This is a genomic window from Enterococcus sp. DIV1090, assembly GCF_050537975.1.
GTDB classification, from domain to species: domain Bacteria; phylum Bacillota; class Bacilli; order Lactobacillales; family Enterococcaceae; genus Enterococcus; species Enterococcus faecalis.
In genome coordinates this window covers 653,054-675,697 of sequence record NZ_CP172917.1, presented here as the reverse complement: position 1 = coordinate 675,697, position 22,644 = coordinate 653,054, and the positions used below count along the sequence as shown (strand labels likewise).

Below are 22,644 nucleotides of genomic sequence, written 5' to 3'. Positions count from 1 at the left end.
GATAGTTAGAAAAGAAGCTGGTTATAAACCAGCTTTTCTTTTCTTCTCTTCAATTTTTTCACGGTACATTGCAACTTCGTCTTCAGCACAATAAACATAGTGTCCATTGAGAATTTCACGGAGCTCACGATCTTTCCCATCTGCCGCTGCAGGCTGGTAAACGATCCGTTTACGTGTGCGTTCATAGTCTGGATCTGGTAATGGAATCGCAGAAAGCAAACTTTCTGTATACGGATGAACGCCGAAATTATAGACATCATCACTTGTGCCCATTTCCAATAATTTCCCACTGTGCATTACGCCAATTCGGTCACTGATATGTTTTACCATCGATAAGTCATGTGCGATAAACAAGTAAGTTAAGCCTTGTTCTTTTTGTAAATCTTGTAATAAGTTTACTACTTGGGCTTGAATCGACACATCCAAAGCCGAAATTGGCTCATCACAGATAATGAAACGCGGATTAACCGCTAAAGCACGAGCAATCCCGATCCGTTGACGTTGCCCACCAGAAAACTCATGAGGATAACGTGTACTGTGACTTGGATTTAATCCCACCGTTTTTAAAAGTTCATTGACTTTTTCTTCCCGCTCTTTTGGTGTTTTAGCTAATCCATTGACATCGATTCCTTCAGCAATAATATCATTAACTTTCATTCTTGGATTCAATGAAGCATATGGATCTTGGAAGATCATTTGAACATCGCGGCGGAATGCTTGCATGTCCGCTTTTGATTTAATTTTGCTAATGTCTTTTCCATCGAAAAGAATTTCACCAGCAGTTGGATCATATAAACGAATGACACTGCGACCAGTTGTTGATTTTCCGCTTCCTGATTCGCCAACTAATCCAAAGGTTTCGCCTTCATAAATATGAAAACTAATGTCATCAATGGCTTTTACTTCGTCTTTACGACCAACATTGAAATACTGTTTCAAACCAGTGACTTCTAATAGGACTTTTTTCTCTTCTGCCATTAATTACTACCTCCTGGATTTTTTTGACGCTCTGCATAAATTGCCCAACGACGAACAATCTCTGCTGGAGGCGTAACTTTTGGTGCTTGTGGTGCTAATAACCACGTTGCTGCTTTGTGGGTTGGTGATACTTCAAAATAAGGTGGTTCTTTTTCTGTATCAATTTTTAAAGCAAACTCATTCCGTGGATAGAAGGCATCTCCAGTTGGTGGATCTAATAAATCTGGAGGTGAACCTGGAATCGCATAAAGTTTGTCTTCTGTTCCTTCCATCGTTGGCATTGACCCTAAAAGTCCCCAAGTATATGGATGTTGTGGATTATAGAAAATTTCTTCTGCTGTTCCCACTTCAACCAGACGTCCACCGTACATGACAGCGACACGGTCAGCCACGTTCGCTACTACCCCTAAATCATGGGTAATGAAAATAATCGAAGTGCTAATTTTTTCTTGTAAATCTTTTAATAACTCTAAAATTTGTGCTTGGATGGTTACATCCAACGCTGTAGTTGGTTCATCTGCAATTAGAACTTCGGGATAACAAATTAAAGCAATTGCAATGACAATCCGTTGACGTTGCCCACCAGAAAATTGGTGCGGATAGTTTTTCAAACGTTTTTCAGCATTAGGAATGCCGACTAATTTTAGTAATTCTAATGCTTGCGCTAAGCCTTCTTTTTTTGAGACTTTATTATGTTTGATTAATGATTCCGCCACTTGTTTGCCAATTGGCATCGTTGGGTCTAATGAAGTCATCGGATCTTGGAAAATCATTGCGATTTCTTTACCACGAATGGCTTGCATTTGTTTTTCTGTTTTATGAACAATATCTTGCCCTTTAAACAAAATTTCCCCGTTATCAATATTGGCATTACTGCTCAACAACCGCATAATACTGCGAGTTGTAACAGATTTACCACTCCCTGATTCACCTACGATGGCTAACGTTTCACCTTTATAAAGATCAAAACTCACACCACGAATGGCGTTGACTTTACCTGCAAACGTATCAAAGGAGATTCTTAAGTCTTTAACTTCTAATACTTTTTCCATAGTCATTCACCACTCTTACTCTTTCATCTTAGGATCAAATGCGTCACGTAAACCATCAGCTAACAAGTTGAAACAAATCATGATAACTGAAAGTGTTGCCGCTGGAATCCACATTAAATATGGAAGGAAACGGAAAGTTTTGTATCCTTCGTTTAACAAGGTTCCTAAAGATGCGGTTGGTGGACGTAAGCCTAACCCAATAAAACTTAGGAACGCTTCAAAGAAAATTGCCGATGGGATACTGAACATCATTTGGACAATAATGACACTTGAGATATTCGGTAAAATATGTTTAATAGCAATTTTCCAACGAGATTCGCCCAATGTTTCTGCTGCCATGACAAACTCTTGGTCTTTTAGTTTCATGGTCTGGGCTCGCACAATCCTGGCCATTGATATCCAGTTTGTAATAACCATGGCTAAAACAATCGAAACAATCCCTGGATCAAAGACTGTTAGCATCAAGATCATAACAACTAAGTTAGGAATACCAGAAAGAACTTCTAAAATACGTTGCATTACTGTATCGACACGACCGCCGACTAACCCGGAAATCAGTCCATACGTTACCCCAATCGTAATATCTAGAATTGCCGCGATAAACGCAATTAATAATGAAATACGTGTTCCCATAAATAAACGACTTAGGACATCACGACCTAAACCATCTGTTCCTAGATAAAAGTTTACGTTATCTGGAACGTTTGCTTGTGCATATTTATCAACTAATTGACCAGCAACTGTTGTTTTACCATTTAAACCATTCACGCTTTCCAAGCCAGGAATTCGTGGTGGTAAGTTAATGTAAGAAACATTTTGTTTCGTTGGGTTATGTGGTGAAACCCAAATGGTAATAATAGAGATAAAGATAATAACTGCTAAGAAACTCATTGAGATAACTGCAGCTTTATTCTTTTTCAAACGACGCCATGAGTCTTGTAAGAAACTTAAAGACGGTGTGGCAATACGCTCTCTTTCTTTTAGAGTTGAAGTGTTTAGAGGCTGAAACTCATCTGCCGGAATATCTTTAATCGCTTGTGGTAGATTATTTTTATTGACTGTTTCCATTAGCCTTTTGCACCTCCTGATACGCGAATTCTTGGATCAATTAAACCATAAAGTAAGTCAACAATCAGAATTACAACAACTAACATTGTTGAATACAAAATAGTTACTGCCATAATTGTTGGATAGTCGTTTGTCATAATTGATTTTACAAACTGTTCCCCAATTCCAGGGATGGCAAAAATATTTTCTACTACTAAAGAACCTGTCATTAAACCAACGGCTAAAGGTCCTAATAAGGTAATCAATGGAATTAAACTGTTTCTTAATCCGTGGCGGAATGCAACTTGCCAGCGACTCAAGCCTTTTGCTTTGGCTAATTCGACATAATCACTATGCAAGACCTCTACCATCTCGGTTCGAATAAACCTAGCCGAATCGGCCATTGGACTCATTGCCAAGGCAATAGTTGGCAAGATTGTGTATGCAAAACCATTCCACATAGCAATTGGTAAGATTCTTAATTTCATTGCAAAAATGTATTGTAATAATACCGCGAAAACAAAGTTTGGAATAGAACGACCTAAAATGGCTAACAATGTTGCCAACGTATCTACCCAAGTATTTTGACGCATCGCTGCGATAATCCCCAATAAAATACCGACTAACGTACCAAAGATAATCGCTTGTCCTCCCAGTTGAAGGGATGGCCCAATTCGACCAGCTAATAACTTAGCAACAGGTTGGTTTTTAAATTGGAATGAAATACCAAAGTCTCCTGTTACCAGGTTCTTTAAGTAAATTCCGTATTGAACAATCACTGGTTTATCTAAGCCAGATTGTTTATTCAACATAGCGATTGTTTCTGGACTAAGTTTTTCTTGGTTGGTATAAGGCGTACCTGGTAATAATTGCATTAAGAAAAACGTAATCGTTGCGATTAACCACAAAGTGATAATCATGAAAAAGATCCGTTTAAGAAAATATTTTCCAAAACTATTCAATAATGACACCTCCGAGATTTTTTTGACTTCCTCAGTTATTTTCGTTAAAGTAATGACTAGATAGACCACAATAATAGATAGGGTGAACACATGAAAACTTTTAAATGGCCAATTATTACAGCCGTTATTTCCAGTATCGGCATTTTTCTTTACTTATTAATAAGTAAAGAACCTATCACTACCTCCTCATTATCAGATACCTTCTTTATCGTTTCGCTTTTCTTTTTAATTATCGGCATTGCTTTATGGATTATGTCCTCTGGCTTTTTCGATAACTTTCAGCGCTCAATGAAAAACGCGTTTCGTTTTAAAAAGAAAAATGAACCGAAAGAGTTTATCCCGCTTTCAGTCATTGGCGATGCACATCGCTCTTTCTGGCTAAAAACTGGGGGCATCTTACTGATTCTGTCTTTAGGCTTTCTACTATTTTACTTGGTCTAAGACAAGATAGCAAGAGGACCGTTGCCTTTTATTCCATGGCAAAGGTCCTTTTTTGTTTGCTATCGATCTTTTGTCAGGTTATTCTGAAATGTATGCCCATTTGTAGTCATACGTTGCGCCAGCAGGATGAACTGCGACATCTTTGACTTTTTCAGCACGTAAATGCGCTTCTGATTTTTGGAATAATGGTACCACACCCATGTCTCCCATAATCGTTTTCTCTGCATTTAACATATCATCCCAACGTTTTTCAGGATTTGTCGCATCTGCGCTACTTGCTGCTTTCACTAACTTGTCAAACTCTGGATTGTTATAACGTCCACGGTTATATGAGTTATCTGAAGCAAATAAGTCTAAGAAACTACTTGGATCAGCATAGTCAGCACTCCAACCACCGATTACTGCATCAAAGTCGCCTTTGTTTGAACGATCTAAACGAACGGAGAATGGAACCGGACTAACCGTTACCTTCACACCATCTAAAGCATCTTGAATTGACCCTTGAACAAATTCAACTGTTTTCTTAGAAGAATCTGCATCTGAAGAAAGAATATCCATTGTTAAGGTTGAAATCCCCAATTCTTTTTTCGCTTTTTCCCAGTATTCTTTAGCTTTTTTCGTATCATATTCAATTTGACTACCTGCTTCTTTAGCAAAGTCTTTGCCGCCACTTGGGTCTTTTGCCATATCTGCTGGTACTAAACCGTTCGGCTCGATAGAACCATCCCCTAAGATTGATTCAACTAACGCTTTACGGTCGATTGAGTAAGAAATTGCTTTACGTAAGTTTGCATTTCTAAATGGTGATTTTTCATCACGTTGATTTAGTTCCATATATTGTGTTGATGCTTCTTTTTGACTAACAAAAGCTGGGTCATTGGCCATTTGTTGGGCTAATTCACCAGAAAGAACGACATCGTCTGTTTGTCCATCTTGGAACAAGTTCAACGCGGTTGGTGATTCTTTCACAACATTCACATCTACTGAGTCCAGTTTCACTGTGTCTTTATCCCAATATTGATCGTTTTTCTTGAATGACCATTTTGTATCTGTACCAGGACCATCAAAGCCGTCTAAGACGAATGGCCCATTGTAGACAGCACTTTCGCTGTTTGATGCATAATTTTTACCATATTTTTCCACAATATCTTGACGTTGCGGGAAGAATGATGGGAAAGCTAATAAGTAATCAAAGTATGGTGTTGCTTTTTCTAAGGTGATTTCTAATTCTGTATCACTGACTGCTTTAATTCCTAATTCTGATTTATCTTTTTCCCCTTTAGCAATGGCATCACCATTTTTTACAGAGGCATACAGATAAGCATATTCAGAAGCTGTCGCTGGATCAACTGTTCGTTGCCATCCGTAAACATAGTCATTCGCAGTCACTGGTTTACCGTCTGACCATTTTGCATCTTTGTTTAATTTAATTTTGTATGTTAGTCCATCTTCAGAAACTTCTGCTTTTTCCGCTGCACCTGCAGGTTGGACTTTGTTATCTTTGTCTAAACGATAAATTCCTTCATATACATTATTTAATGCAATAAAACTAATTCTGTCTGTTGCTAGTGATAAATCAGCTGTTGGCATTTCTTGTTGTTCTGTGACACGTAAAACTTGTTCGCCACTTGCCTTACCGCCACCAGACGCGCTTGAGCTATCTGACGTTCCGCCGCCTCCACAAGCCGCTAAAGTTGTTACGCTAAATAATGTAATCACACCGAATGTTAATGACTTTTTCAATTTCATAGTGTTGCCTCCTAAAATAATACAATCTGTATTTTCTGAAAAATCAGAATTTAATAATTATTTATTGCTATGGAATATATCTTACATTTTTCATATTAAAATTGCAAGTCAAAATGTTAACTTTTTTTAATTTTTCTTCTCTTCCTATCAGAAATCACTCTTTTTCTTCCTGTCTTTTATTGCAATTCTTTTGTCAGTTTTCTAAACATTATGGTAAATTAGGAAGTAAAGGAGTGACAAAATATGAAAAATTCTACGTTTTTAAAGGATTTGTTTGCTATTGATAAAGCAAATGACGAATTATTTCGGTTAGTTGGTGTCGCAATTTGTATGGCAATTCCATTATTAATTGGTTATTTTTCCAATAATTTACTCATTGGGACCTTTGGCTCGATGGGCATTTATACGTTTATTTATTATCAGCCGCTTCCTTTGCCCCAATTATTGCGCAGACTGAATATTGTTGGCTTTTTTATTGTTCTGGGCAACAGCTTAGGAATGCTAAGTCACCATGTACCTTGGTTGATTCCCATTACAATTGCCATCGTCGCTTTTCTTGCACGCTTACTTTTTAGATTGTATGGCATTGAGAAGCCTGGTGCTTTGTTAGTTATCATGTCAACCGCAATGGGAACAAGCAACAATTTTCCTTTACATAAGATTCCCATCATGGCCAGTTTTGTTCTTTTAGGAGTAGTGACCGGCATTATCATGGGCATTGTGCTTCATTTCATCGACAAGCGCCCCTACGTTTTTCAAAAACGGATGTCTCTTCAAGAACGACTTTATATTGATCCCGCTTCTTTATTAGATGCTTTGCATTATGCGGCCATTTTATTTTTAGCGGCTTATTTAAGTCAATCGCTTCATTTAGTCAACGCTTATTGGATGACGTTTACTTGCGCAGCCATTTTACAAGGGGAAAATTTACATTCTGTGATGCAGCGAAATGTGCAACGGATTCTAGGTACGAGTCTTGGGTTGTTGCTTTCTGCAATTTTATTAATGATTCCCTTTACACCTTTACAAACAATCGGTATCATTAGTATTCTATATGCAGCTTTTGAAGGATTCATTAACAGAAACTATGCGATTGCCAGCTTTTTTATTACCCCGATGTCCTTATTATTATCAAATCTTGCACGACAGCAAGTCATTAGTAATCTTTTAAACTATCGATTAGTCGGGATTGTGTTAGGTAGTTTACTTGGTTTTGCCGGCGCTTATGTTTTCACAACTGCGCTACGTTTCTATAATCGGGCCTACTCAATTGATGAAACCTTTGAAAATCAACAAGAAGAAAGAGGCGTTTTATGAAAATAACTTATCCCTTGCCACCAAATCTACCAGAACAACTTCCTCTATTAACGAACTGTCAATTAGAAGATGAGGCAATCTTAGAAAATCATTTGTATCAGCAGATTGATTTACCGAATCAAGAAGTTCGTAACTTAGTCTTTCGGGATGCTGTTTTCGATCATCTTTCATTAGCAAATGGCCAGTTTGCTTCTTTTGATTGTAGTAATGTGCGTTTTGAAGCTTGCGATTTTTCTAACATCGAATGGCTGTCTGGAAGTTTTCATCGAGTGACTTTCCTTCGTTGTAATTTGACAGGAACGAATTTTGCAGATAGCTATTTAAAAGATTGTCTATTTGAGGATTGCAAAGCTGATTATGCTTCTTTTCGTTTTGCAAATTTTAATCTTGTTCACTTTAATCAGACTCGTTTAGTCGAAAGTGAATTTTTCGAGGTCACCTGGAAGAAACTCCTTCTAGAAGCTTGCGATTTAACCGAAAGTAATTGGCTAAATACTTCTTTAAAAGGATTGGATTTTTCCCAAAACACCTTTGAACGCTTGACTTTCTCACCAAACTATTTATCAGGTCTTAAAGTCACCCCTGAACAAGCCATTTATTTGGCAAGTGCCCTTGGTTTGGTGATTACCTAAGAAAATTTTAAAAAAATAGCCGAATAACTGGTTCTGTCGGTTCTTTCTTATTAAATTGTTATTAATTTTTTGGAAAAACCAACGGAACCATTTTACTTGTGCCTTATTTTTAGGTAAACTATCTTAGGTTAAGCAATCTCTTTTTTTGGAACAAGAGAAACTTTTGGAATCATTTCCTATAAATCATGAAGAGATTATGACAAACGTTCTTCTAATCCAAGAACGTCTTTTGTCCTATACTCGATTCTACTCAAAAGGAATGTCAGTGAATGAATATAAAAAAACAAGGCCTCGGTCAAGCGACGGGAAAAATCATTTTAATGGGGGAACACGCCGTTGTTTACGGCGAACCAGCAATCGCCTTTCCTTTTCAAGCGACAGAAATCACAGCCGTCTTTACCCCGGCAAAAACTATGCAGATTGATTGTGCATATTTTACAGGATTGCTTGAAGACGTGCCCCAAGAGCTAGCAAATATCAAGGAAGTTGTTCAGCAAACCTTACATTTTTTAAAGGAAGATACGTTTAAAGGCACTTTGACCTTAACAAGTACGATTCCCGCTGAACGAGGAATGGGCTCAAGCGCAGCAACCGCTGTGGCCATCGTTCGAAGCCTTTTTGATTATTTTGATTACGCTTATACATATCAAGAATTGTTTGAGCTTGTTTCCTTAAGTGAGAAAATTGCTCATGGCAATCCTAGTGGTATCGATGCCGCAGCAACAAGCGGCGCTGATCCCTTATTTTTTACTAGAGGATTTCCGCCCACACATTTCTCGATGAATTTATCTAATGCCTACTTAGTAGTAGCTGATACGGGAATTAAAGGTCAAACACGTGAAGCCGTGAAAGACATTGCGCAGCTAGCTCAAAATAATCCCACAGCAATCGCTGAAACAATGAAACAATTAGGTTCTTTTACTAAAGAAGCAAAGCAAGCGATTTTACAAGATGATAAACAAAAATTAGGTCAGCTAATGACGTTAGCGCAAGAGCAACTCCAGCAATTATCCGTCAGCAACGATATGCTGGATCGACTAGTGGCTCTCTCTTTAGAACATGGCGCTCTAGGAGCAAAATTAACCGGCGGCGGTCGCGGTGGCTGTATGATTGCCTTAACAGATAATAAAAAGACCGCACAAACCATTGCACAGACTTTAGAAGAAAATGGAGCTGTTGCTACATGGATTCAATCATTAGAGGTGAAAAAGTAATGCTTTCAGGAAAAGCACGAGCGCATACAAATATTGCTCTGATTAAATATTGGGGAAAAGCCAATGAAGAATACATTTTACCAATGAATAGTAGTTTATCATTAACATTAGATGCCTTTTACACAGAAACAACTGTGACATTTGATGCCCATTATTCAGAAGATGTATTTATTTTAGATGGTATCTTGCAAAACGAAAAACAAACAAAAAAAGTCAAAGAATTTTTGAATCTTGTTCGTCAACAAGCCGATTGTACTTGGTTTGCAAAAGTGGAAAGTCAAAATTTTGTGCCTACTGCAGCTGGTTTGGCTTCTTCAGCGAGTGGTCTAGCTGCTTTAGCAGGGGCCTGTAACGTAGCCTTAGGATTAAATCTTTCAGCAAAAGACTTATCACGTTTAGCGCGACGTGGTTCAGGTTCTGCTTGTCGCAGCATTTTTGGTGGTTTTGCTCAATGGAACAAAGGCCACTCTGATGAAACTTCGTTTGCTGAAAATATTCCAGCCAATAATTGGGAAAACGAATTGGCCATGCTCTTTATCTTAATTAACGATGGCGAAAAAGATGTTTCCAGCCGTGATGGAATGAAACGAACAGTAGAAACTTCTAGCTTTTATCAAGGTTGGTTGGACAATGTGGAAAAAGATTTATCCCAAGTTCATGAAGCAATTAAAACAAAAGACTTCCCTCGTTTAGGAGAAATCATTGAAGCCAATGGGTTAAGGATGCATGGAACAACCTTAGGTGCTGTCCCTCCATTTACTTACTGGTCCCCAGGCAGTTTACAAGCGATGGCTTTAGTTCGCCAAGCACGGGCCAAAGGAATTCCTTGTTACTTTACAATGGATGCAGGTCCGAATGTCAAGGTCTTAGTCGAAAAGAAAAACTTAGAAGCATTAAAAACATTTTTAAGTGAACATTTTTCAAAAGAGCAGTTAGTCCCAGCTTTTGCTGGTCCCGGAATTGAATTGTTTGAAACGAAAGGAATGGATAAATAAGCATGATTGAAGTTACTACGCCAGGAAAGTTATTTATTGCAGGAGAATATGCCGTTGTTGAACCTGGCCACCCTGCCATTATCGTTGCTGTGGATCAATTCGTAACTGTAACTGTCGAAGAAACAACAGATGAAGGCAGTATTCAATCTGCACAATACAGCTCTTTACCTATTCGTTGGACACGCCGAAATGGTGAGCTCGTATTAGATATTCGCGAAAATCCTTTTCATTATGTTTTAGCGGCGATTCATCTAACTGAAAAATATGCGCAAGAGCAAAACAAAGAATTGTCATTTTATCATTTAAAAGTGACGAGTGAATTAGATAGTTCAAATGGACGAAAATATGGTCTTGGTTCAAGCGGTGCAGTAACCGTTGGAACTGTCAAAGCCTTGAATATTTTTTATGACTTAGGTTTGGAAAATGAGGAAATTTTCAAATTATCAGCATTAGCTCACTTAGCCGTTCAAGGAAATGGTTCTTGCGGAGATATCGCCGCCAGCTGTTACGGGGGCTGGATTGCCTTTTCAACCTTCGATCATGATTGGGTCAATCAAAAAGTAGCCACTGAAACATTAACTGATTTGTTAGCAATGGACTGGCCTGAATTAATGATTTTTCCGTTAAAAGTACCGAAACAACTACGTTTACTAATTGGTTGGACAGGTAGCCCTGCGTCCACTTCAGACTTAGTTGATCGAGTCCATCAATCAAAAGAAGAAAAACAAGCGGCTTATGAGCAATTCTTAATGAAAAGTCGGCTTTGTGTCGAAACAATGATTAATGGCTTTAACACAGGAAAAATTTCTGTTATTCAAAAACAAATTACTAAAAATCGCCAATTGCTCGCCGAATTATCTTCACTGACTGGTGTGGTAATCGAAACAGAAGCCTTGAAAAATCTTTGTGATTTGGCTGAATCTTATACAGGAGCTGCGAAATCTTCTGGCGCTGGCGGGGGCGATTGTGGGATTGTAATTTTCCGCCAAAAATCTGGGATTTTACCATTAATGACTGCTTGGGAAAAAGACGGAATTACCCCACTGCCACTTCACGTCTATACCTATGGTCAAAAGGAGTGTAAGGAGAAGCATGAATCGAAAAGATGAACATCTATCATTAGCTAAAGCGTTCCACAAAGAAAAAAGTAATGACTTTGATCGTGTGCGTTTTGTTCACCAATCGTTTGCTGAATCCGCTGTTAACGAAGTAGATATTTCCACTTCGTTTCTTTCTTTTCAACTTCCCCAACCTTTTTATGTCAATGCAATGACAGGTGGTAGCCAGCGTGCAAAAGAAATTAATCAGCAATTAGGCATTATTGCCAAAGAAACTGGCCTTTTAGTTGCGACAGGATCTGTCTCGGCAGCGTTAAAAGATGCTAGTTTAGCGGATACGTATCAAATTATGCGAAAAGAAAACCCAGATGGACTCATTTTTGCCAATATTGGTGCAGGCTTGGGTGTGGAAGAAGCAAAGCGAGCGCTTGATTTATTTCAAGCGAATGCCTTACAAATCCATGTAAATGTGCCCCAAGAATTGGTCATGCCTGAAGGAGATCGTGATTTCACTAATTGGCTAACCAAGATTGAAGCTATCGTACAGGCCGTAGAAGTGCCTGTCATTGTCAAAGAGGTTGGCTTTGGCATGAGCCAAGAAACCTTAGAAAAACTTACCTCTATCGGCGTTCAAGCAGCGGATGTGAGCGGCCAAGGCGGAACGAGTTTTACACAAATTGAAAATGCCCGGCGGAAGAAACGAGAACTTTCTTTCTTAGATGATTGGGGGCAATCAACGGTCATCTCTCTTCTGGAATCACAAAATTGGCAAAAGAAACTAACTATTCTCGGCTCTGGCGGTGTGCGTAACTCTCTTGATATTGTCAAAGGACTCGCTTTAGGTGCCAAAAGCATGGGAGTTGCTGGGACTATCTTAGCTTCCCTTATGAGTAAAAATGGTTTAGAAAATACCTTAGCCCTTGTACAGCAATGGCAAGAAGAAGTGAAAATGCTTTATACTCTTTTAGGAAAAAAGACGACAGAAGAATTAACGAGTACCGCACTTATCCTCGATCCAGTTTTAGTTAATTGGTGTCATAACCGTGGTATCGACAGCACTGTTTTCGCAAAACGTTAAAGAGACCAGAACATTAATGTTCTGGTCTCTTTATTTGAGTTCTTTTATCCTACATAAGCATCTAAGATAATTTGTTTTAGTTCACTAATTAATGGTTCTTTCGGATTTGCAGTTGTACATTGGTCTTCATATGCAAGTTCTGCCATACGATCAACCGTTGTGTCTAATGTTTCTTGTGAGACACCTTGGGCTTTCAAGTTCATGTCAATTCCGACTGATTTACCTAAGTCTGCTACTGCTGTTGCTAAAGCTTCTACTAATTCTGCGGTGGTATTTCCTTTTAAGCCTAAGAATTTTGCAATGTCTGCATAATCAGTATCGGCGCGGAAGTAATCATATTTAGGGAACATTGCGTGTTTTGATGGATCTTTCGCATTGTAACGAATAATATGTGGTAATAAAATCGCATTTGTACGACCATGTGGAATGCCATATTCCCCACCAATTTTATGAGCAATAGAGTGACAAATACCTAAGAATGCATTAGCAAATGCCATCCCTGCCATGGTTGATGCATTATGCATTTTTTCGCGAGATTCCATATCTGGACGTTTCACTGAATTTTCTAAATGATCGAAAACTAACTTGATTGCTTGTAAACTTAAACCACGTGTGTAATCTGAAGCCATCACGGAAACATAAGATTCAATAGCATGTGTTAAAACATCCATACCTGTATCTGCAGTGACTGAAGCTGGCACAGACATTACGAACTGTGGATCAACAATCGCTACATCTGGTGTTAACGCATAGTCTGCTAACGGATATTTCACGTGTGTTTCACTATCAGTAATAACGGCAAATGGTGTAACTTCTGAACCAGTTCCTGAAGTAGTTGGGATACAAACAAATTGTGTTTTTTCTGGTTTGGCAATTTTATATGTCCGTTTGCGGATATCTAAGAATTTTTGTTTTGCACCAAAGAACTCTGTATCTGGGTGTTCATAGAACATCCACATGCCTTTCGCCGCGTCCATTGCAGAACCGCCACCCAAGGCAATCACTGTATCTGGTTGGAAATCAACCATCATTTTGGTACCTGCATAAACAGTATTTGTTGATGGGTTTGGTTCAACATCAGAAAATACTTCGATTTTCACATCATTTTTACGTTTTTGTAGCTCTTTACGTACGATATCTGCATAGCCAAATTGAACCATACCTGGGTCACAAACTAACATGACACGTTCAACATTTTCCATTTTTTGTAGATATTGTAAAGAATTTTTTTCAAAGAAAATTTTTGGAGGTAATTTAAACCATTGCATATTATTTCTCCGTTTCGCTACCGTTTTAATATTAATTAAGTTAATGGCTGATACGTTTTTAGAAACAGAGTTTTTCCCGTATGAACCACAACCAAGTGTTAAGGATGGAATCATTTCGTTATAAATGTTACCGATACCGCCTTCTGCTGATGGAGTATTCACTAAAATACGACAAGCTTTCATACGTAAACCAAAAGCAACTTGTAACTCTTCATCTTCTGTATGAATTACTGCTGTATGTCCTAAACCACCTAAGTTTAACATCGCTTCACATAGTTCAAAAGCATGCTCTGCATTGTTTGATTTCATCATTGCTAAAACTGGCGATAATTTTTCTCTTGATAATGGATATTCTGGACCTGCACCTTCTAATTCAGCGACTAAAATTTTTGTGCCTTTTGGTACGCTAATTCCTGCTAATTCAGCAATTTTTTCTGCAGAGTTACCGACAATCGCTGGATTTACTGCGTATTTGCCTTCATTCATCACTGCATCTTCTAGTTTTTGTAATTCATTCGGTTTCACGAAGTAAACATTGTGTGCTTCAAACTCAGCTTTGACAGAAGCATAAATTTCTTTATCCACAATGACCGCTTGCTCAGAAGCACAAATCATTCCATTATCAAATGATTTTGAAACAATTAAATCATTAACCGCACGTTTTACTTTAGCCGTTTTTTCAATATAAGCTGGTACGTTCCCAGGACCAACGCCTAGTGCTGGTTTACCTGTTGAGTACGCAGATTTTACCATGCCTGCGCCACCAGTTGCTAAAACAATGGCAATCCCTGGATGATTCATCAAAGCAGATGTTGCATCAATCGATGGTTGTTCAATCCATTGAATACAATTTTCTGGTGCACCTGCTGCAATCGCCGCATCCCGTACAATACGTGCCGCTTCTGCCGAACATTTTTGTGCGCTAGGATGGAAAGCAAAAACAATTGGATTTCTTGTTTTTAAGGCAATTAGTGATTTAAAAATAGTTGTTGACGTTGGGTTTGTTGTTGGTGTGACCCCACATACCACGCCAACTGGCTCAGCAATTTCCATTAAACCGGTTTGTTCGTCTTTGTTAATTACACCCACAGTTTTATCATGTTTAATATTATTCCAAATGTATTCAGATGCATACATATTTTTGATTGCTTTATCTTCATAGATTCCACGGCCAGTTTCTTCGACAGCCATTTTTGCTAAAGGCATATGTTGGTCTAACGCCGCCATCGCCATTTGATGGACAATGTGATCTACTTGTTCTTGTGTAAAATCTTCCATTGCTTTTAAAGCGACATTCGCTTTTGTTGCTAATTCATCAATCATTGATGAAACATCAACTGTTTCTGTCTTTTCTTTTTTTACTGTTTTAACCATGTTCATCCTCCTAAGAGTTTCATTTTAAAAAAACTTTGTTAACTATTTCACATTCACATCATACAACATAAAATGGATCTTGTAAATAGCTTTTGTGATATTTTTCACAACTATTTATAATTTTTTTATCTCAAAAAAAAAAGACCTATTCTTTTTTCTAGAATAAGTCTTCAATATCATGCCAGTCCCTTAAAGGATTTTTTGATGTCTGTGCCAATAATTGTTGATAGTCAAAAAATTCATTCGGCTTAACCTTCTGAATGTCTTTACGACAGTCTTTGACAGATAAACTGGCTTGCTTTTTCCAACGATAGGTGAGTAAATAAGTCAATAAATCTTCTTCGTTGATGGAAGAATAACCTAGTTCACGAAAATTTTGGCACTTCTTTTTAATACTTTTATTGAGCATTTTTTGTTGTAACCAACTTAATTTTTCCTTTGTCATGGGCTCTTCTCCTTCCAACCAAGCGAAATATTGCTCACTTTTTAACTATCTTTCGACACTATAAAAAGGAACCTTTTTTGTAAACTTAATAGTTAAAAAGGACTTAGGAGGTAAGTCCAAATGACCTACATTCCTAGTCCTACATTTTAAGATAAACGCCACGAGCGGAATAGGAATTGTCTCTTCTTATTGGCTTTCTCGTGTGACTACTGGTCACAGTTTCGCCTTTGAAAAGCCTGTTCCGCTCTCTCTAACCATTAAATGAATTAGTTGATTCGTTTAGTCTTTCTTTTCTTTTGAAGGATCTGATGTTTCAGGAACTTCAGTTACTTCTTCTGTGACTGTCTCTTCAACTTCTGTGACTGGTACACTAGTTACTGCTGAATCATTTGTAACGGCAGTTCCAGGTGTTACAGTTCGAATTGCTGCACGGTCAAATTCTAAGACAATACCTTCGCAATCGATTAAAACTGTTTTTTCGTTGATTTCACTTAAAACACCATGTAAACCACCAATTGTGACAACACTATCGCCAGTTTTCATTGCGTTTAGTTGTTTTTGACGTTCTTGTTGTTGTTTCTTTTGAGAACGTGTCATGAAAAACATCATTCCTCCTAAAAGGACTAATGTAAAAATCATTGTAAATCCGCCACCCATTTGTTTCACCTCACTCTGCATTATTCACACTACTAACTGTATCAAAAAAATGCTTGAAGAACTAGTTTTTTCCTCTAATTTTTAGAAACTTTTTGCATTCGCTTTATTAAAGCCATATTCTTCAAAAAACGCTTGTCGGAATTCTAATAAATTGTCCTCCATAATTGCTTGACGGACATTTTTCATTAAGTCTAACAAGAAGTATAAATTATGATACGATGTTAAACGGATTCCGAATGTTTCATCACATTTAATCAAATGACGAATATAGGCCCGCGTATAATTACGACAAACATAACAATCACATTTTTCATCAAGCGGACGAAAATCTCTTGCATATTGGGCATTTTTAACAACCAAGCGACCTTGTGAAGTCATACAAGTACCATTGCGCGCAATACGTGTTGGTAACACACAATCAAACATGTCAATCCCACGAATCACTCCATCAATTAATGAATCAGGGGCACCCACACCCATTAAGTAACGTGGTTTATTTTCAGGAATTAACGGTGTCGTAAAGTCTAAGACTCGGTTCATTTCTTCCTTAGACTCACCAACAGATAAGCCACCAATCGAATAGCCAGGAAAATCCATACTCACTAAATCTTTAGCACTTTGACGACGTAAATCTTCAAATCCCGCACCTTGAACAATACCGAATAATCCCTGTCTATCAGGATTCGCATGGGCTTTTAAGCCACGCTCAGCCCAACGAGAAGTCCGTTCAATCGAGCGTTTGACATACTCATAGCTTTCATCAAATGGTGGACATTCATCAAAGCTCATCATAATATCTGATCCTAATTTATTTTGAATATTGATCGCTTTTTCTGGAGAAAGGAACATTTTTGAACCATTTAAATGATTTCTAAAATGCACACCTTCTTCTTCGATTTTCCGCATATCACTTAATGAAAAGACTTGGAAGCCACCTGAATCAGTTAAAATAGGTTGATCCCAGTTCATAAATTTGTGTAAACCGCCTGCTTCTTCGACTAAATCCTCACCTGGGCGTAACCATAAATGGTAAGTATTACTTAAAATAACACCGGCACCCATTTCTTTTAATTCTTCTGGTGACATTGTTTTAACTGTCGCAAGTGTACCTACCGGCATAAACATTGGCGTTGGAAATGTGCCGTGAGGAGTAATTAATTCACCTAAACGCGCACCTGTGTGTTTATCTTTTTTGATTAAACGATAACGAATGGCTGGTTCCGTCATTCATTTCCCTACTTTCTACTATAATTTGTCCTCCCATCATCATACTTTTTTTTTATTGAATTTGCAAGGATTTCTCAAGGTTTCTTTTTTCAAAAAAGGATCCTTAAAAAACAGCAACTAGTTCAAATAATTCAAATGAACTAGTTGCTGTTTGGCACTTATTTTGTCGCTGTATATTTTTCTAAATCTTGCATCGCTGTTTTCACAATTTCAGGGGTAATTTTTTGTTTCATATAATGAATCGTTTCGCCTTCTATACAAGCACGTTCTGCTACTTCTTGATACTCGGCTTCAGTTAAGTCCATGTCCATTTCTTTTAAAGAAATAGGCAAACCTAGTTGGTGATAGAAAGGAATCAATTCAGCGATTTCTTGCCATTTCTCTTCAATGGCTAATTGAACAAACACACCATACGCCACTTTGTTTCCATGCAATTGTTGATGGCTAGCTGGCAGCAAAGTTAGTGCATCATGAATGGAATGGGCACCCGCTGTCCGACCATAATCATCGCCAAAGCCACCCACCATTCCACCAATAATTAAATTTGTTTCGATGACATCAATAAACGATTGATTTAATTGTTGCTCTTCCATCGCTTTTAAAGCATTGATACTTTCATTTAACAAAATATCGCGGCATTTTTCTGCGGCAAAATGAGAAACTTGAATAGGTAACACTTGGACGTCTAACTGCGAAATAATCGCATCTGCTTCGTACCATTTAGCTAATGTATCCCCAATACCTGCCACCATTAAGGACCGAGGCGAATGCAATAACACTCTTGGTTCTACCAACACCAAAGCGTTTGCTTGCGGAAAAACGTCATACCGTTCCATTGCTCCATCTTCTCGATACATTACACTCAATGGCGTGCACGGCGCACAAGTAGCTGCTAAAGTGGGTAAAATAATTACCGGTAACGCCATTTTGTGTGCTAAGGCTTTGCCCAAGTCGGTCACTTTTCCTCCACCAACAGCGACGATGGCCTCTAAATGATTGTCCAGCACTTGCGCTTCTAACTCTTGCACACGTTGATCTGTACAAACACCTCCATAGTTTTCAAAAACAGCTGTTACTTTTTGAAACGTCGGAAAATACGGTTTTGCCGCTTGCCATGACTCAGTCCCGTGTAAAATGAATACACGATGAATATTTCTGCATAATAGTTGTCCTTCTAATAATTCCCACGAACCAATTTCGCAAAGATACTCTTGTGGTGTCCCTCTCACAATTAATGATTGTTCCATCTTGAAAATCCCCTTCATTTTTGACTTTTGAAAATTTTTTTGAAAAAGTTGTATTTTTTCAACTCTACTACTTTTCCTTTTACATATTCTATGATATGATAAACCACATCATAACACAATAAATTTTTATACATTTATTCGCTTTTTTTGAATATTTATAAAAATAATACAAAAAGGAGTTTACGCAAATGACCAAATGTAAAAAATGGCTACAGACGATTTTACCAATTTTATTCTTGTTGCTCTCATTATTACCTATTAAAGAAACTTTTGCAGCCGAAAACGATCCAGTCTATGACAAAATCATCCAAAAGGGAGAACTAGTTGTCGGCTTATCCGCAGACTATGCCCCTTATGAATTTCATGCAAAAGTAGATGGCGAAGATAAAATTGTCGGTTTTGATATTTCTATTGCTCAAAAAATTGCCGACGATTTAGGCGTTAAATTAAAAATCGAAGAACTAGGCTTTGATGCTCTGTTAGGGGCCTTAAAAACTGGCAAGATTGACATGGTCATCTCTGGCATGTCGCCAACGCCTGAACGATTAAAAGAAGTAGCTTTTTCTCAACCATATATGAACGTTCAACAAAGAGTCATTGTTCGGAAAGAAGACAAAGATAAATTTCATTCCACTAAAGATTTCGAAGGCGTTCGTGCAGGTGCCCAAAAGCAAACGACACAAGAAGAATTAATTAAAACCGAATTAACCGGTGCTGTCCCTACTTCTCTTCAAAAAATTCCAGATTTAATTATGAATCTAAAAAATAATAAATTAGATGCAGTCGTTATGGAAGAACCGGTTGGCGAAGCCTATGTTTCTCAAAATGAGGATTTAGCTTTTGCTGATGTTACCTTTGAAAAAGGCTCAAAAGATACTGCCGTTGCTTTTCCTAAAGATGCGCCCGTTTTGAAGGAGAAAGTAAATGCCTCTATTAAACAAATTAATGATCAAAAATTAATGGACGGTTATAAAAAAGAAGCCAATCAATTAATGTTCCAAAAAGATCAAAGCTTTTTACAAAAGTATGGAAAGTTCTACCTTAACGGTGCAGGCTATACCATTTTCCTAGCTTTCATTGGTGTTTTGTTTGGTGCCATTTTAGGGGCATTACTTGCCTTAATGAAGTTAGCCAATTCCAAAATTTTACGTGGCATTGCCATTGCTTATATTGAATATGTTCGTGGCACTCCTTTGCTTGTTCAAATTTTTATTGTCTATTTCGGGACAGGCGTTCTTGGTTTGGACTTATCAAAAGTAGCAGCTGGTTGTATTGCCCTTTCTCTAAACAGTGGTGCATATGTAGCAGAAATTATTCGTGCTGGTATTCAGGCAGTTAATAAAGGACAATTGGAAGCTGCTCGTTCTTTGGGAATGAATCAAAACCAAGCAATGCGGTACATCATTTTCCCACAAGCTATTAAAAATATTTTACCAGCGTTAGGCAATGAATTTGTTACAGTAATTAAAGAATCTTCCGTTGTTTCAGTCATTGGTGTTTCAGAACTAATTTTCCAAGCTGGCAACGTTCAAGGAGCAAGTTTTAAACCCTTCCTACCTTACTTAATTGTATCGTTGATTTATTTCGTCCTAACCTTTACTATCTCGCGTCTATTAGGTGTTGCTGAAAGGAGAATGAGTACTAGTGATTAACATTAAAAACTTACAGAAAACATTCGGAAAAAATGAAGTACTTAAAGGAATTGACTTAGAAATTGAAGCTGGTGAAGTTGTCGTAATTATTGGCCCTTCTGGCAGTGGTAAAAGTACTTTTTTACGTTGCTTGAACTTATTAGAAACACCAACTGGTGGCAGCGTTGAATTTGAAGGAAAAAATTTATTAGATAAAAATACCAACATTGATCAACTTCGTCAAAAAATGGGAATGGTATTTCAAAATTTCAATCTTTTCCCGCATAAAAATGTCTTGGAAAACTTAACGATTAGTCCTGTTAAAGTAAAAAAAGAAGCCGCTGCCGAAGCCACAGAACATGCTCTTTCTTTACTGGAACAAGTTGGTTTATCAGATAAAAAAGAAAATTATCCCGCTCAACTTTCTGGTGGGCAACAACAACGGGTAGCGATTGCTCGTGCTTTAGCCATGCGCCCTGACGTAATGCTGTTCGATGAACCAACTTCTGCCTTAGACCCTGAAATGGTGGGCGAAGTGCTATCCGTTATGAAAAATTTAGCTATTGAAGGGATGACAATGGTAGTGGTTACCCACGAAATGGGCTTCGCAAAAGAAGTCGCGGACCGTGTCATTTTTATGGATGCAGGAATCATTCAAGAAGAAGGCACACCTGAAGAAATTTTTGATGCGCCACAAAACCCAAGAACACAAGATTTTCTAAGAAAAGTTTTATAAAAAGGAGCACCTGGTATGGATCGCAAGAATATCGCAACACGTTACCAACAACCTACTGAAAATTTACTCATGGATATTGCAACATTGGCGAAAAAGACCCCAAATTTAATCGATTTATCGATTGGTGACCCTGACTTAATTACCGATGAGCGGATTATCGAACAAGCAGCTAACGATGCCAAAAATGGGCATACAAAATATACCGCTTCTGATGGTAGCGAGACATTCATTGAGGCGGTCATTCAGTTTTATCAGTCACATTATCAATTATCTTTTCAACCGAATCAAGTCCGGGCCACAGTTGGCGCTCTGCACGGAATGTACCTTGCCTTACAAGTGATTCTAAATCCTGGAGATGAAGTGATTATTCATGAACCTTATTTCTCTCCTTATAAAGACCAAGTTCTTTTAGCAGATGGCGTTCCGGTCTTTTTACCAACCTATGAAGAAGATGGTTTCCAAATTGATGTAGCTCTTTTGAAAGAAAAAATCACGCCTAAAACCAAAGCGATTATTCTAAATTCACCGAATAACCCGACAGGCGCTGTTTTCTCTGAAGAAACTTTCAGAGAAATCGCACAGGTAGCGATTGAACACAATTTATACATTCTTTCAGATGAAGTTTATGAAGCCTTTTGTTTCCAAGAAACGTTTACTCCCATGGCTACGTTTGCTCCAGAAAATACTATCACTTTTGGTAGCTTTTCAAAGGCCTTTGCAATGACTGGTTGGCGTATTGGTTATATGATTGCCCCAGACTATATTAACGAAGTAGCCAAATTAATTAATGAAGGCGTTACGTATTCTGCGCCTACGTTGTCACAGCAAGCAGGAATCTATGCGTTACAACATTTTGACGAATTTGTAGACCCGATCGTTGAAGTGTTCCAAACACGTTTAGAGTATGTGGCCCAACGAGTAGCAAAGATCCCTTTCCTTTCGCTTCATCCAGTCAAAGGAAGTATTTACGCCTTCATTAATATTCAAAAAACTGGACTAACTTCCGTTCCTTTTGTGGAAAAGCTTTTAAAAGAGACACAGGTATTAGTGATTCCTGGAAAAGCATTTGGTGAAACAACGGGCGATGAGTACATTCGTTTAGCCGCAACACAAAATTTAGATTTATTAAAGGAAGCGTTCGATCGAATTGAAAGAATGACCTTTGAATAAAAAAGCTTCTGCATTAGCTATGATTATTAGCTAATGCAGAAGCTTTTTAGATTTCTTCTATCAATTCAATCGCTTGCCCACCAACATGCGGTGGAATCGACATAGTCATCGGTGGCAAGCCCACGACTGTGAAACGGACTTTGGTCCCTTTTTTCAAGTGAGACAGTGGGATACTTTCCTCTAACTGTTCAACAAGTATGTTTAAAATTACCCCATGAGAAAATAAGGGCACAATGGATTCTGGATCACTTTCTGCTTGGATATTTTCTAAATGTAATCGCATTGACAATGGCTGCGTCTCATTTAACACACCAGCCTCTGCTAATTTCCCTGTAAAAACAGCAAGTTTTTCAGTCATTTGTTTGC

The 22,644-nt window shown here is 38.0% G+C and carries 21 protein-coding genes; 10 read left to right on the top strand and 11 right to left on the bottom strand.

Annotation, left to right across the window (positions count from 1 at the left end; translation table 11 throughout):
• Positions 1-21: 21 nt before the first annotated feature.
• From opp1F to opp1B, 4 genes are read right to left on the bottom strand one after another with little or no spacing between them, the layout of a single operon-like run.
• A complete protein-coding gene (gene opp1F, locus IGL48_RS03250; RefSeq protein WP_002355795.1) occupies positions 22-978 on the bottom strand; it encodes an oligopeptide ABC transporter ATP-binding protein Opp1F in 957 nt (318 codons plus the stop codon).
• On the bottom strand, positions 978-2,036 hold the full coding sequence (gene opp1D, locus IGL48_RS03245) for an oligopeptide ABC transporter ATP-binding protein Opp1D (RefSeq protein ID WP_002355794.1): 1,059 nt from the start codon (positions 2,034-2,036) through the stop codon (positions 978-980). Before opp1D ends, opp1F begins: the two co-directional genes overlap by 1 nt.
• Before the next feature lie 9 nt (positions 2,037-2,045).
• Positions 2,046-3,098: an oligopeptide ABC transporter permease Opp1C gene (gene opp1C / locus IGL48_RS03240; protein WP_002355787.1), complete on the bottom strand. Its 1,053-nt coding sequence runs from the start codon at positions 3,096-3,098 to the stop codon at positions 2,046-2,048.
• Positions 3,098-4,039: an oligopeptide ABC transporter permease Opp1B gene (gene opp1B / locus IGL48_RS03235; RefSeq protein ID WP_002381304.1), complete on the bottom strand. Its 942-nt coding sequence runs from the start codon at positions 4,037-4,039 to the stop codon at positions 3,098-3,100. The genes opp1C and opp1B overlap by 1 nt, the downstream gene beginning before the upstream one ends.
• A gap of 90 nt (positions 4,040-4,129) precedes the next feature.
• Here opp1B and IGL48_RS03230 point away from each other — a divergent pair, with 90 nt between their 5' ends.
• The gene (locus IGL48_RS03230) at positions 4,130-4,480 is read left to right on the top strand and encodes a DUF3899 domain-containing protein (RefSeq protein WP_002355784.1); all 351 of its coding nucleotides are present in this window, start codon (positions 4,130-4,132) and stop codon (positions 4,478-4,480) included.
• Between the two features lie 78 nt (positions 4,481-4,558).
• On the opposite strand, the gene opp1A is transcribed toward IGL48_RS03230, so the two are convergent.
• Complete coding sequence (opp1A, locus tag IGL48_RS03225; protein ID WP_010816372.1) at positions 4,559-6,229, bottom strand: oligopeptide ABC transporter substrate-binding protein Opp1A; 1,671 nt, start codon at positions 6,227-6,229, stop codon at positions 4,559-4,561.
• Positions 6,230-6,472: 243 nt separating this feature from the next.
• Between opp1A and IGL48_RS03220 the strand changes: the two genes are divergently transcribed.
• From IGL48_RS03220 to fni, 6 genes are all read left to right on the top strand, one after another.
• Positions 6,473-7,546 carry an FUSC family protein gene (locus tag IGL48_RS03220; protein WP_002355782.1) on the top strand — a complete coding sequence of 358 codons (1,074 nt, stop codon included), beginning with the start codon at positions 6,473-6,475 and terminating at the stop codon, positions 7,544-7,546.
• The gene (locus IGL48_RS03215) at positions 7,543-8,178 is read left to right on the top strand and encodes a pentapeptide repeat-containing protein (RefSeq protein ID WP_002397946.1); all 636 of its coding nucleotides are present in this window, start codon (positions 7,543-7,545) and stop codon (positions 8,176-8,178) included. The genes IGL48_RS03220 and IGL48_RS03215 overlap by 4 nt, the downstream gene beginning before the upstream one ends.
• A gap of 269 nt (positions 8,179-8,447) precedes the next feature.
• Complete coding sequence (mvk, locus tag IGL48_RS03210) at positions 8,448-9,392, top strand: mevalonate kinase (RefSeq protein ID WP_002397947.1); 945 nt, start codon at positions 8,448-8,450, stop codon at positions 9,390-9,392.
• The gene (mvaD, locus tag IGL48_RS03205; protein ID WP_002355778.1) at positions 9,392-10,387 is read left to right on the top strand and encodes a diphosphomevalonate decarboxylase; all 996 of its coding nucleotides are present in this window, start codon (positions 9,392-9,394) and stop codon (positions 10,385-10,387) included. Before mvk ends, mvaD begins: the two co-directional genes overlap by 1 nt.
• 2 nt (positions 10,388-10,389) lie before the next feature.
• Positions 10,390-11,496, top strand: coding sequence for a phosphomevalonate kinase (locus tag IGL48_RS03200; RefSeq protein WP_002355777.1), 1,107 nt, complete (start codon positions 10,390-10,392; stop codon positions 11,494-11,496).
• Positions 11,480-12,523: a type 2 isopentenyl-diphosphate Delta-isomerase gene (gene fni, locus IGL48_RS03195; protein WP_002381302.1), complete on the top strand. Its 1,044-nt coding sequence runs from the start codon at positions 11,480-11,482 to the stop codon at positions 12,521-12,523. The genes IGL48_RS03200 and fni overlap by 17 nt, the downstream gene beginning before the upstream one ends.
• 44 nt (positions 12,524-12,567) lie before the next feature.
• Here fni and adhE read toward each other — a convergent pair whose 3' ends face one another.
• From adhE to IGL48_RS03170, 5 genes are all read right to left on the bottom strand, one after another.
• Positions 12,568-15,165: a bifunctional acetaldehyde-CoA/alcohol dehydrogenase gene (gene adhE / locus IGL48_RS03190; protein ID WP_002388933.1), complete on the bottom strand. Its 2,598-nt coding sequence runs from the start codon at positions 15,163-15,165 to the stop codon at positions 12,568-12,570.
• 157 nt (positions 15,166-15,322) lie between these two features.
• On the bottom strand, positions 15,323-15,628 hold the full coding sequence (locus IGL48_RS03185) for a post-transcriptional regulator (RefSeq protein WP_025189321.1): 306 nt from the start codon (positions 15,626-15,628) through the stop codon (positions 15,323-15,325).
• A gap of 261 nt (positions 15,629-15,889) precedes the next feature.
• On the bottom strand, positions 15,890-16,288 hold the full coding sequence (gene yajC / locus IGL48_RS03180; RefSeq protein WP_002383336.1) for a preprotein translocase subunit YajC: 399 nt from the start codon (positions 16,286-16,288) through the stop codon (positions 15,890-15,892).
• Positions 16,289-16,348: 60 nt separating this feature from the next.
• On the bottom strand, positions 16,349-17,494 hold the full coding sequence (tgt, locus tag IGL48_RS03175) for a tRNA guanosine(34) transglycosylase Tgt (RefSeq protein ID WP_002373528.1): 1,146 nt from the start codon (positions 17,492-17,494) through the stop codon (positions 16,349-16,351).
• A gap of 158 nt (positions 17,495-17,652) precedes the next feature.
• Positions 17,653-18,759, bottom strand: a complete 1,107-nt coding sequence (locus IGL48_RS03170) for an iron-containing alcohol dehydrogenase family protein (protein ID WP_430618661.1) — start codon at positions 18,757-18,759, stop codon at positions 17,653-17,655.
• A gap of 170 nt (positions 18,760-18,929) precedes the next feature.
• On the opposite strand from IGL48_RS03170, the gene IGL48_RS03165 reads away from it, so the two are divergent.
• The 3 genes from IGL48_RS03165 to IGL48_RS03155 are packed head-to-tail and all read left to right on the top strand — an operon-like array spanning position 18,930 to position 22,278.
• Positions 18,930-20,393: an ABC transporter permease subunit gene (locus tag IGL48_RS03165; protein ID WP_010712083.1), complete on the top strand. Its 1,464-nt coding sequence runs from the start codon at positions 18,930-18,932 to the stop codon at positions 20,391-20,393.
• Positions 20,386-21,108 (top strand): amino acid ABC transporter ATP-binding protein, encoded by a 723-nt coding sequence (locus IGL48_RS03160; RefSeq protein ID WP_002355769.1) that lies wholly within the window; start codon positions 20,386-20,388, stop codon positions 21,106-21,108. The genes IGL48_RS03165 and IGL48_RS03160 overlap by 8 nt, the downstream gene beginning before the upstream one ends.
• Positions 21,109-21,123: 15 nt before the next feature.
• Positions 21,124-22,278 (top strand): pyridoxal phosphate-dependent aminotransferase, encoded by a 1,155-nt coding sequence (locus tag IGL48_RS03155; protein ID WP_010824456.1) that lies wholly within the window; start codon positions 21,124-21,126, stop codon positions 22,276-22,278.
• A gap of 46 nt (positions 22,279-22,324) precedes the next feature.
• On the opposite strand, the gene IGL48_RS03150 is transcribed toward IGL48_RS03155, so the two are convergent.
• A complete protein-coding gene (locus tag IGL48_RS03150; RefSeq protein ID WP_002355767.1) occupies positions 22,325-22,636 on the bottom strand; it encodes a hypothetical protein in 312 nt (103 codons plus the stop codon).
• Between the last annotated feature and the right edge of the window lie 8 nt (positions 22,637-22,644).

Bases quoted from the DNA above. Each gene is read 5' to 3' on its own strand.
- opp1C (WP_002355787.1), bottom strand. From the start codon at position 3,098: ATGGAAACAGTCAATAAAAATAATCTACCACAAGCGATTAAAGATATT.
- IGL48_RS03165 (WP_010712083.1), top strand. From the start codon at position 18,930: ATGACCAAATGTAAAAAATGGCTACAGACGATTTTACCAATTTTATTC.
- yajC (WP_002383336.1), bottom strand. From the start codon at position 16,288: ATGCAGAGTGAGGTGAAACAAATGGGTGGCGGATTTACAATGATTTTT.
- opp1F (WP_002355795.1), bottom strand. From the start codon at position 978: ATGGCAGAAGAGAAAAAAGTCCTATTAGAAGTCACTGGTTTGAAACAG.
- opp1A (WP_010816372.1), bottom strand. From the start codon at position 6,229: ATGAAATTGAAAAAGTCATTAACATTCGGTGTGATTACATTATTTAGC.
- IGL48_RS03200 (WP_002355777.1), top strand. From the start codon at position 10,390: ATGATTGAAGTTACTACGCCAGGAAAGTTATTTATTGCAGGAGAATAT.
- fni (WP_002381302.1), top strand. From the start codon at position 11,480: ATGAATCGAAAAGATGAACATCTATCATTAGCTAAAGCGTTCCACAAA.
- IGL48_RS03155 (WP_010824456.1), top strand. From the start codon at position 21,124: ATGGATCGCAAGAATATCGCAACACGTTACCAACAACCTACTGAAAAT.
- tgt (WP_002373528.1), bottom strand. From the start codon at position 17,494: ATGACGGAACCAGCCATTCGTTATCGTTTAATCAAAAAAGATAAACAC.
- opp1D (WP_002355794.1), bottom strand. From the start codon at position 2,036: ATGACTATGGAAAAAGTATTAGAAGTTAAAGACTTAAGAATCTCCTTT.
- IGL48_RS03220 (WP_002355782.1), top strand. From the start codon at position 6,473: ATGAAAAATTCTACGTTTTTAAAGGATTTGTTTGCTATTGATAAAGCA.
- mvaD (WP_002355778.1), top strand. From the start codon at position 9,392: ATGCTTTCAGGAAAAGCACGAGCGCATACAAATATTGCTCTGATTAAA.
- mvk (WP_002397947.1), top strand. From the start codon at position 8,448: ATGAATATAAAAAAACAAGGCCTCGGTCAAGCGACGGGAAAAATCATT.
- IGL48_RS03230 (WP_002355784.1), top strand. From the start codon at position 4,130: ATGAAAACTTTTAAATGGCCAATTATTACAGCCGTTATTTCCAGTATC.
- adhE (WP_002388933.1), bottom strand. From the start codon at position 15,165: ATGGTTAAAACAGTAAAAAAAGAAAAGACAGAAACAGTTGATGTTTCA.
- IGL48_RS03170 (WP_430618661.1), bottom strand. From the start codon at position 18,759: ATGAAGGGGATTTTCAAGATGGAACAATCATTAATTGTGAGAGGGACA.
- IGL48_RS03150 (WP_002355767.1), bottom strand. From the start codon at position 22,636: ATGACTGAAAAACTTGCTGTTTTTACAGGGAAATTAGCAGAGGCTGGT.
- IGL48_RS03215 (WP_002397946.1), top strand. From the start codon at position 7,543: ATGAAAATAACTTATCCCTTGCCACCAAATCTACCAGAACAACTTCCT.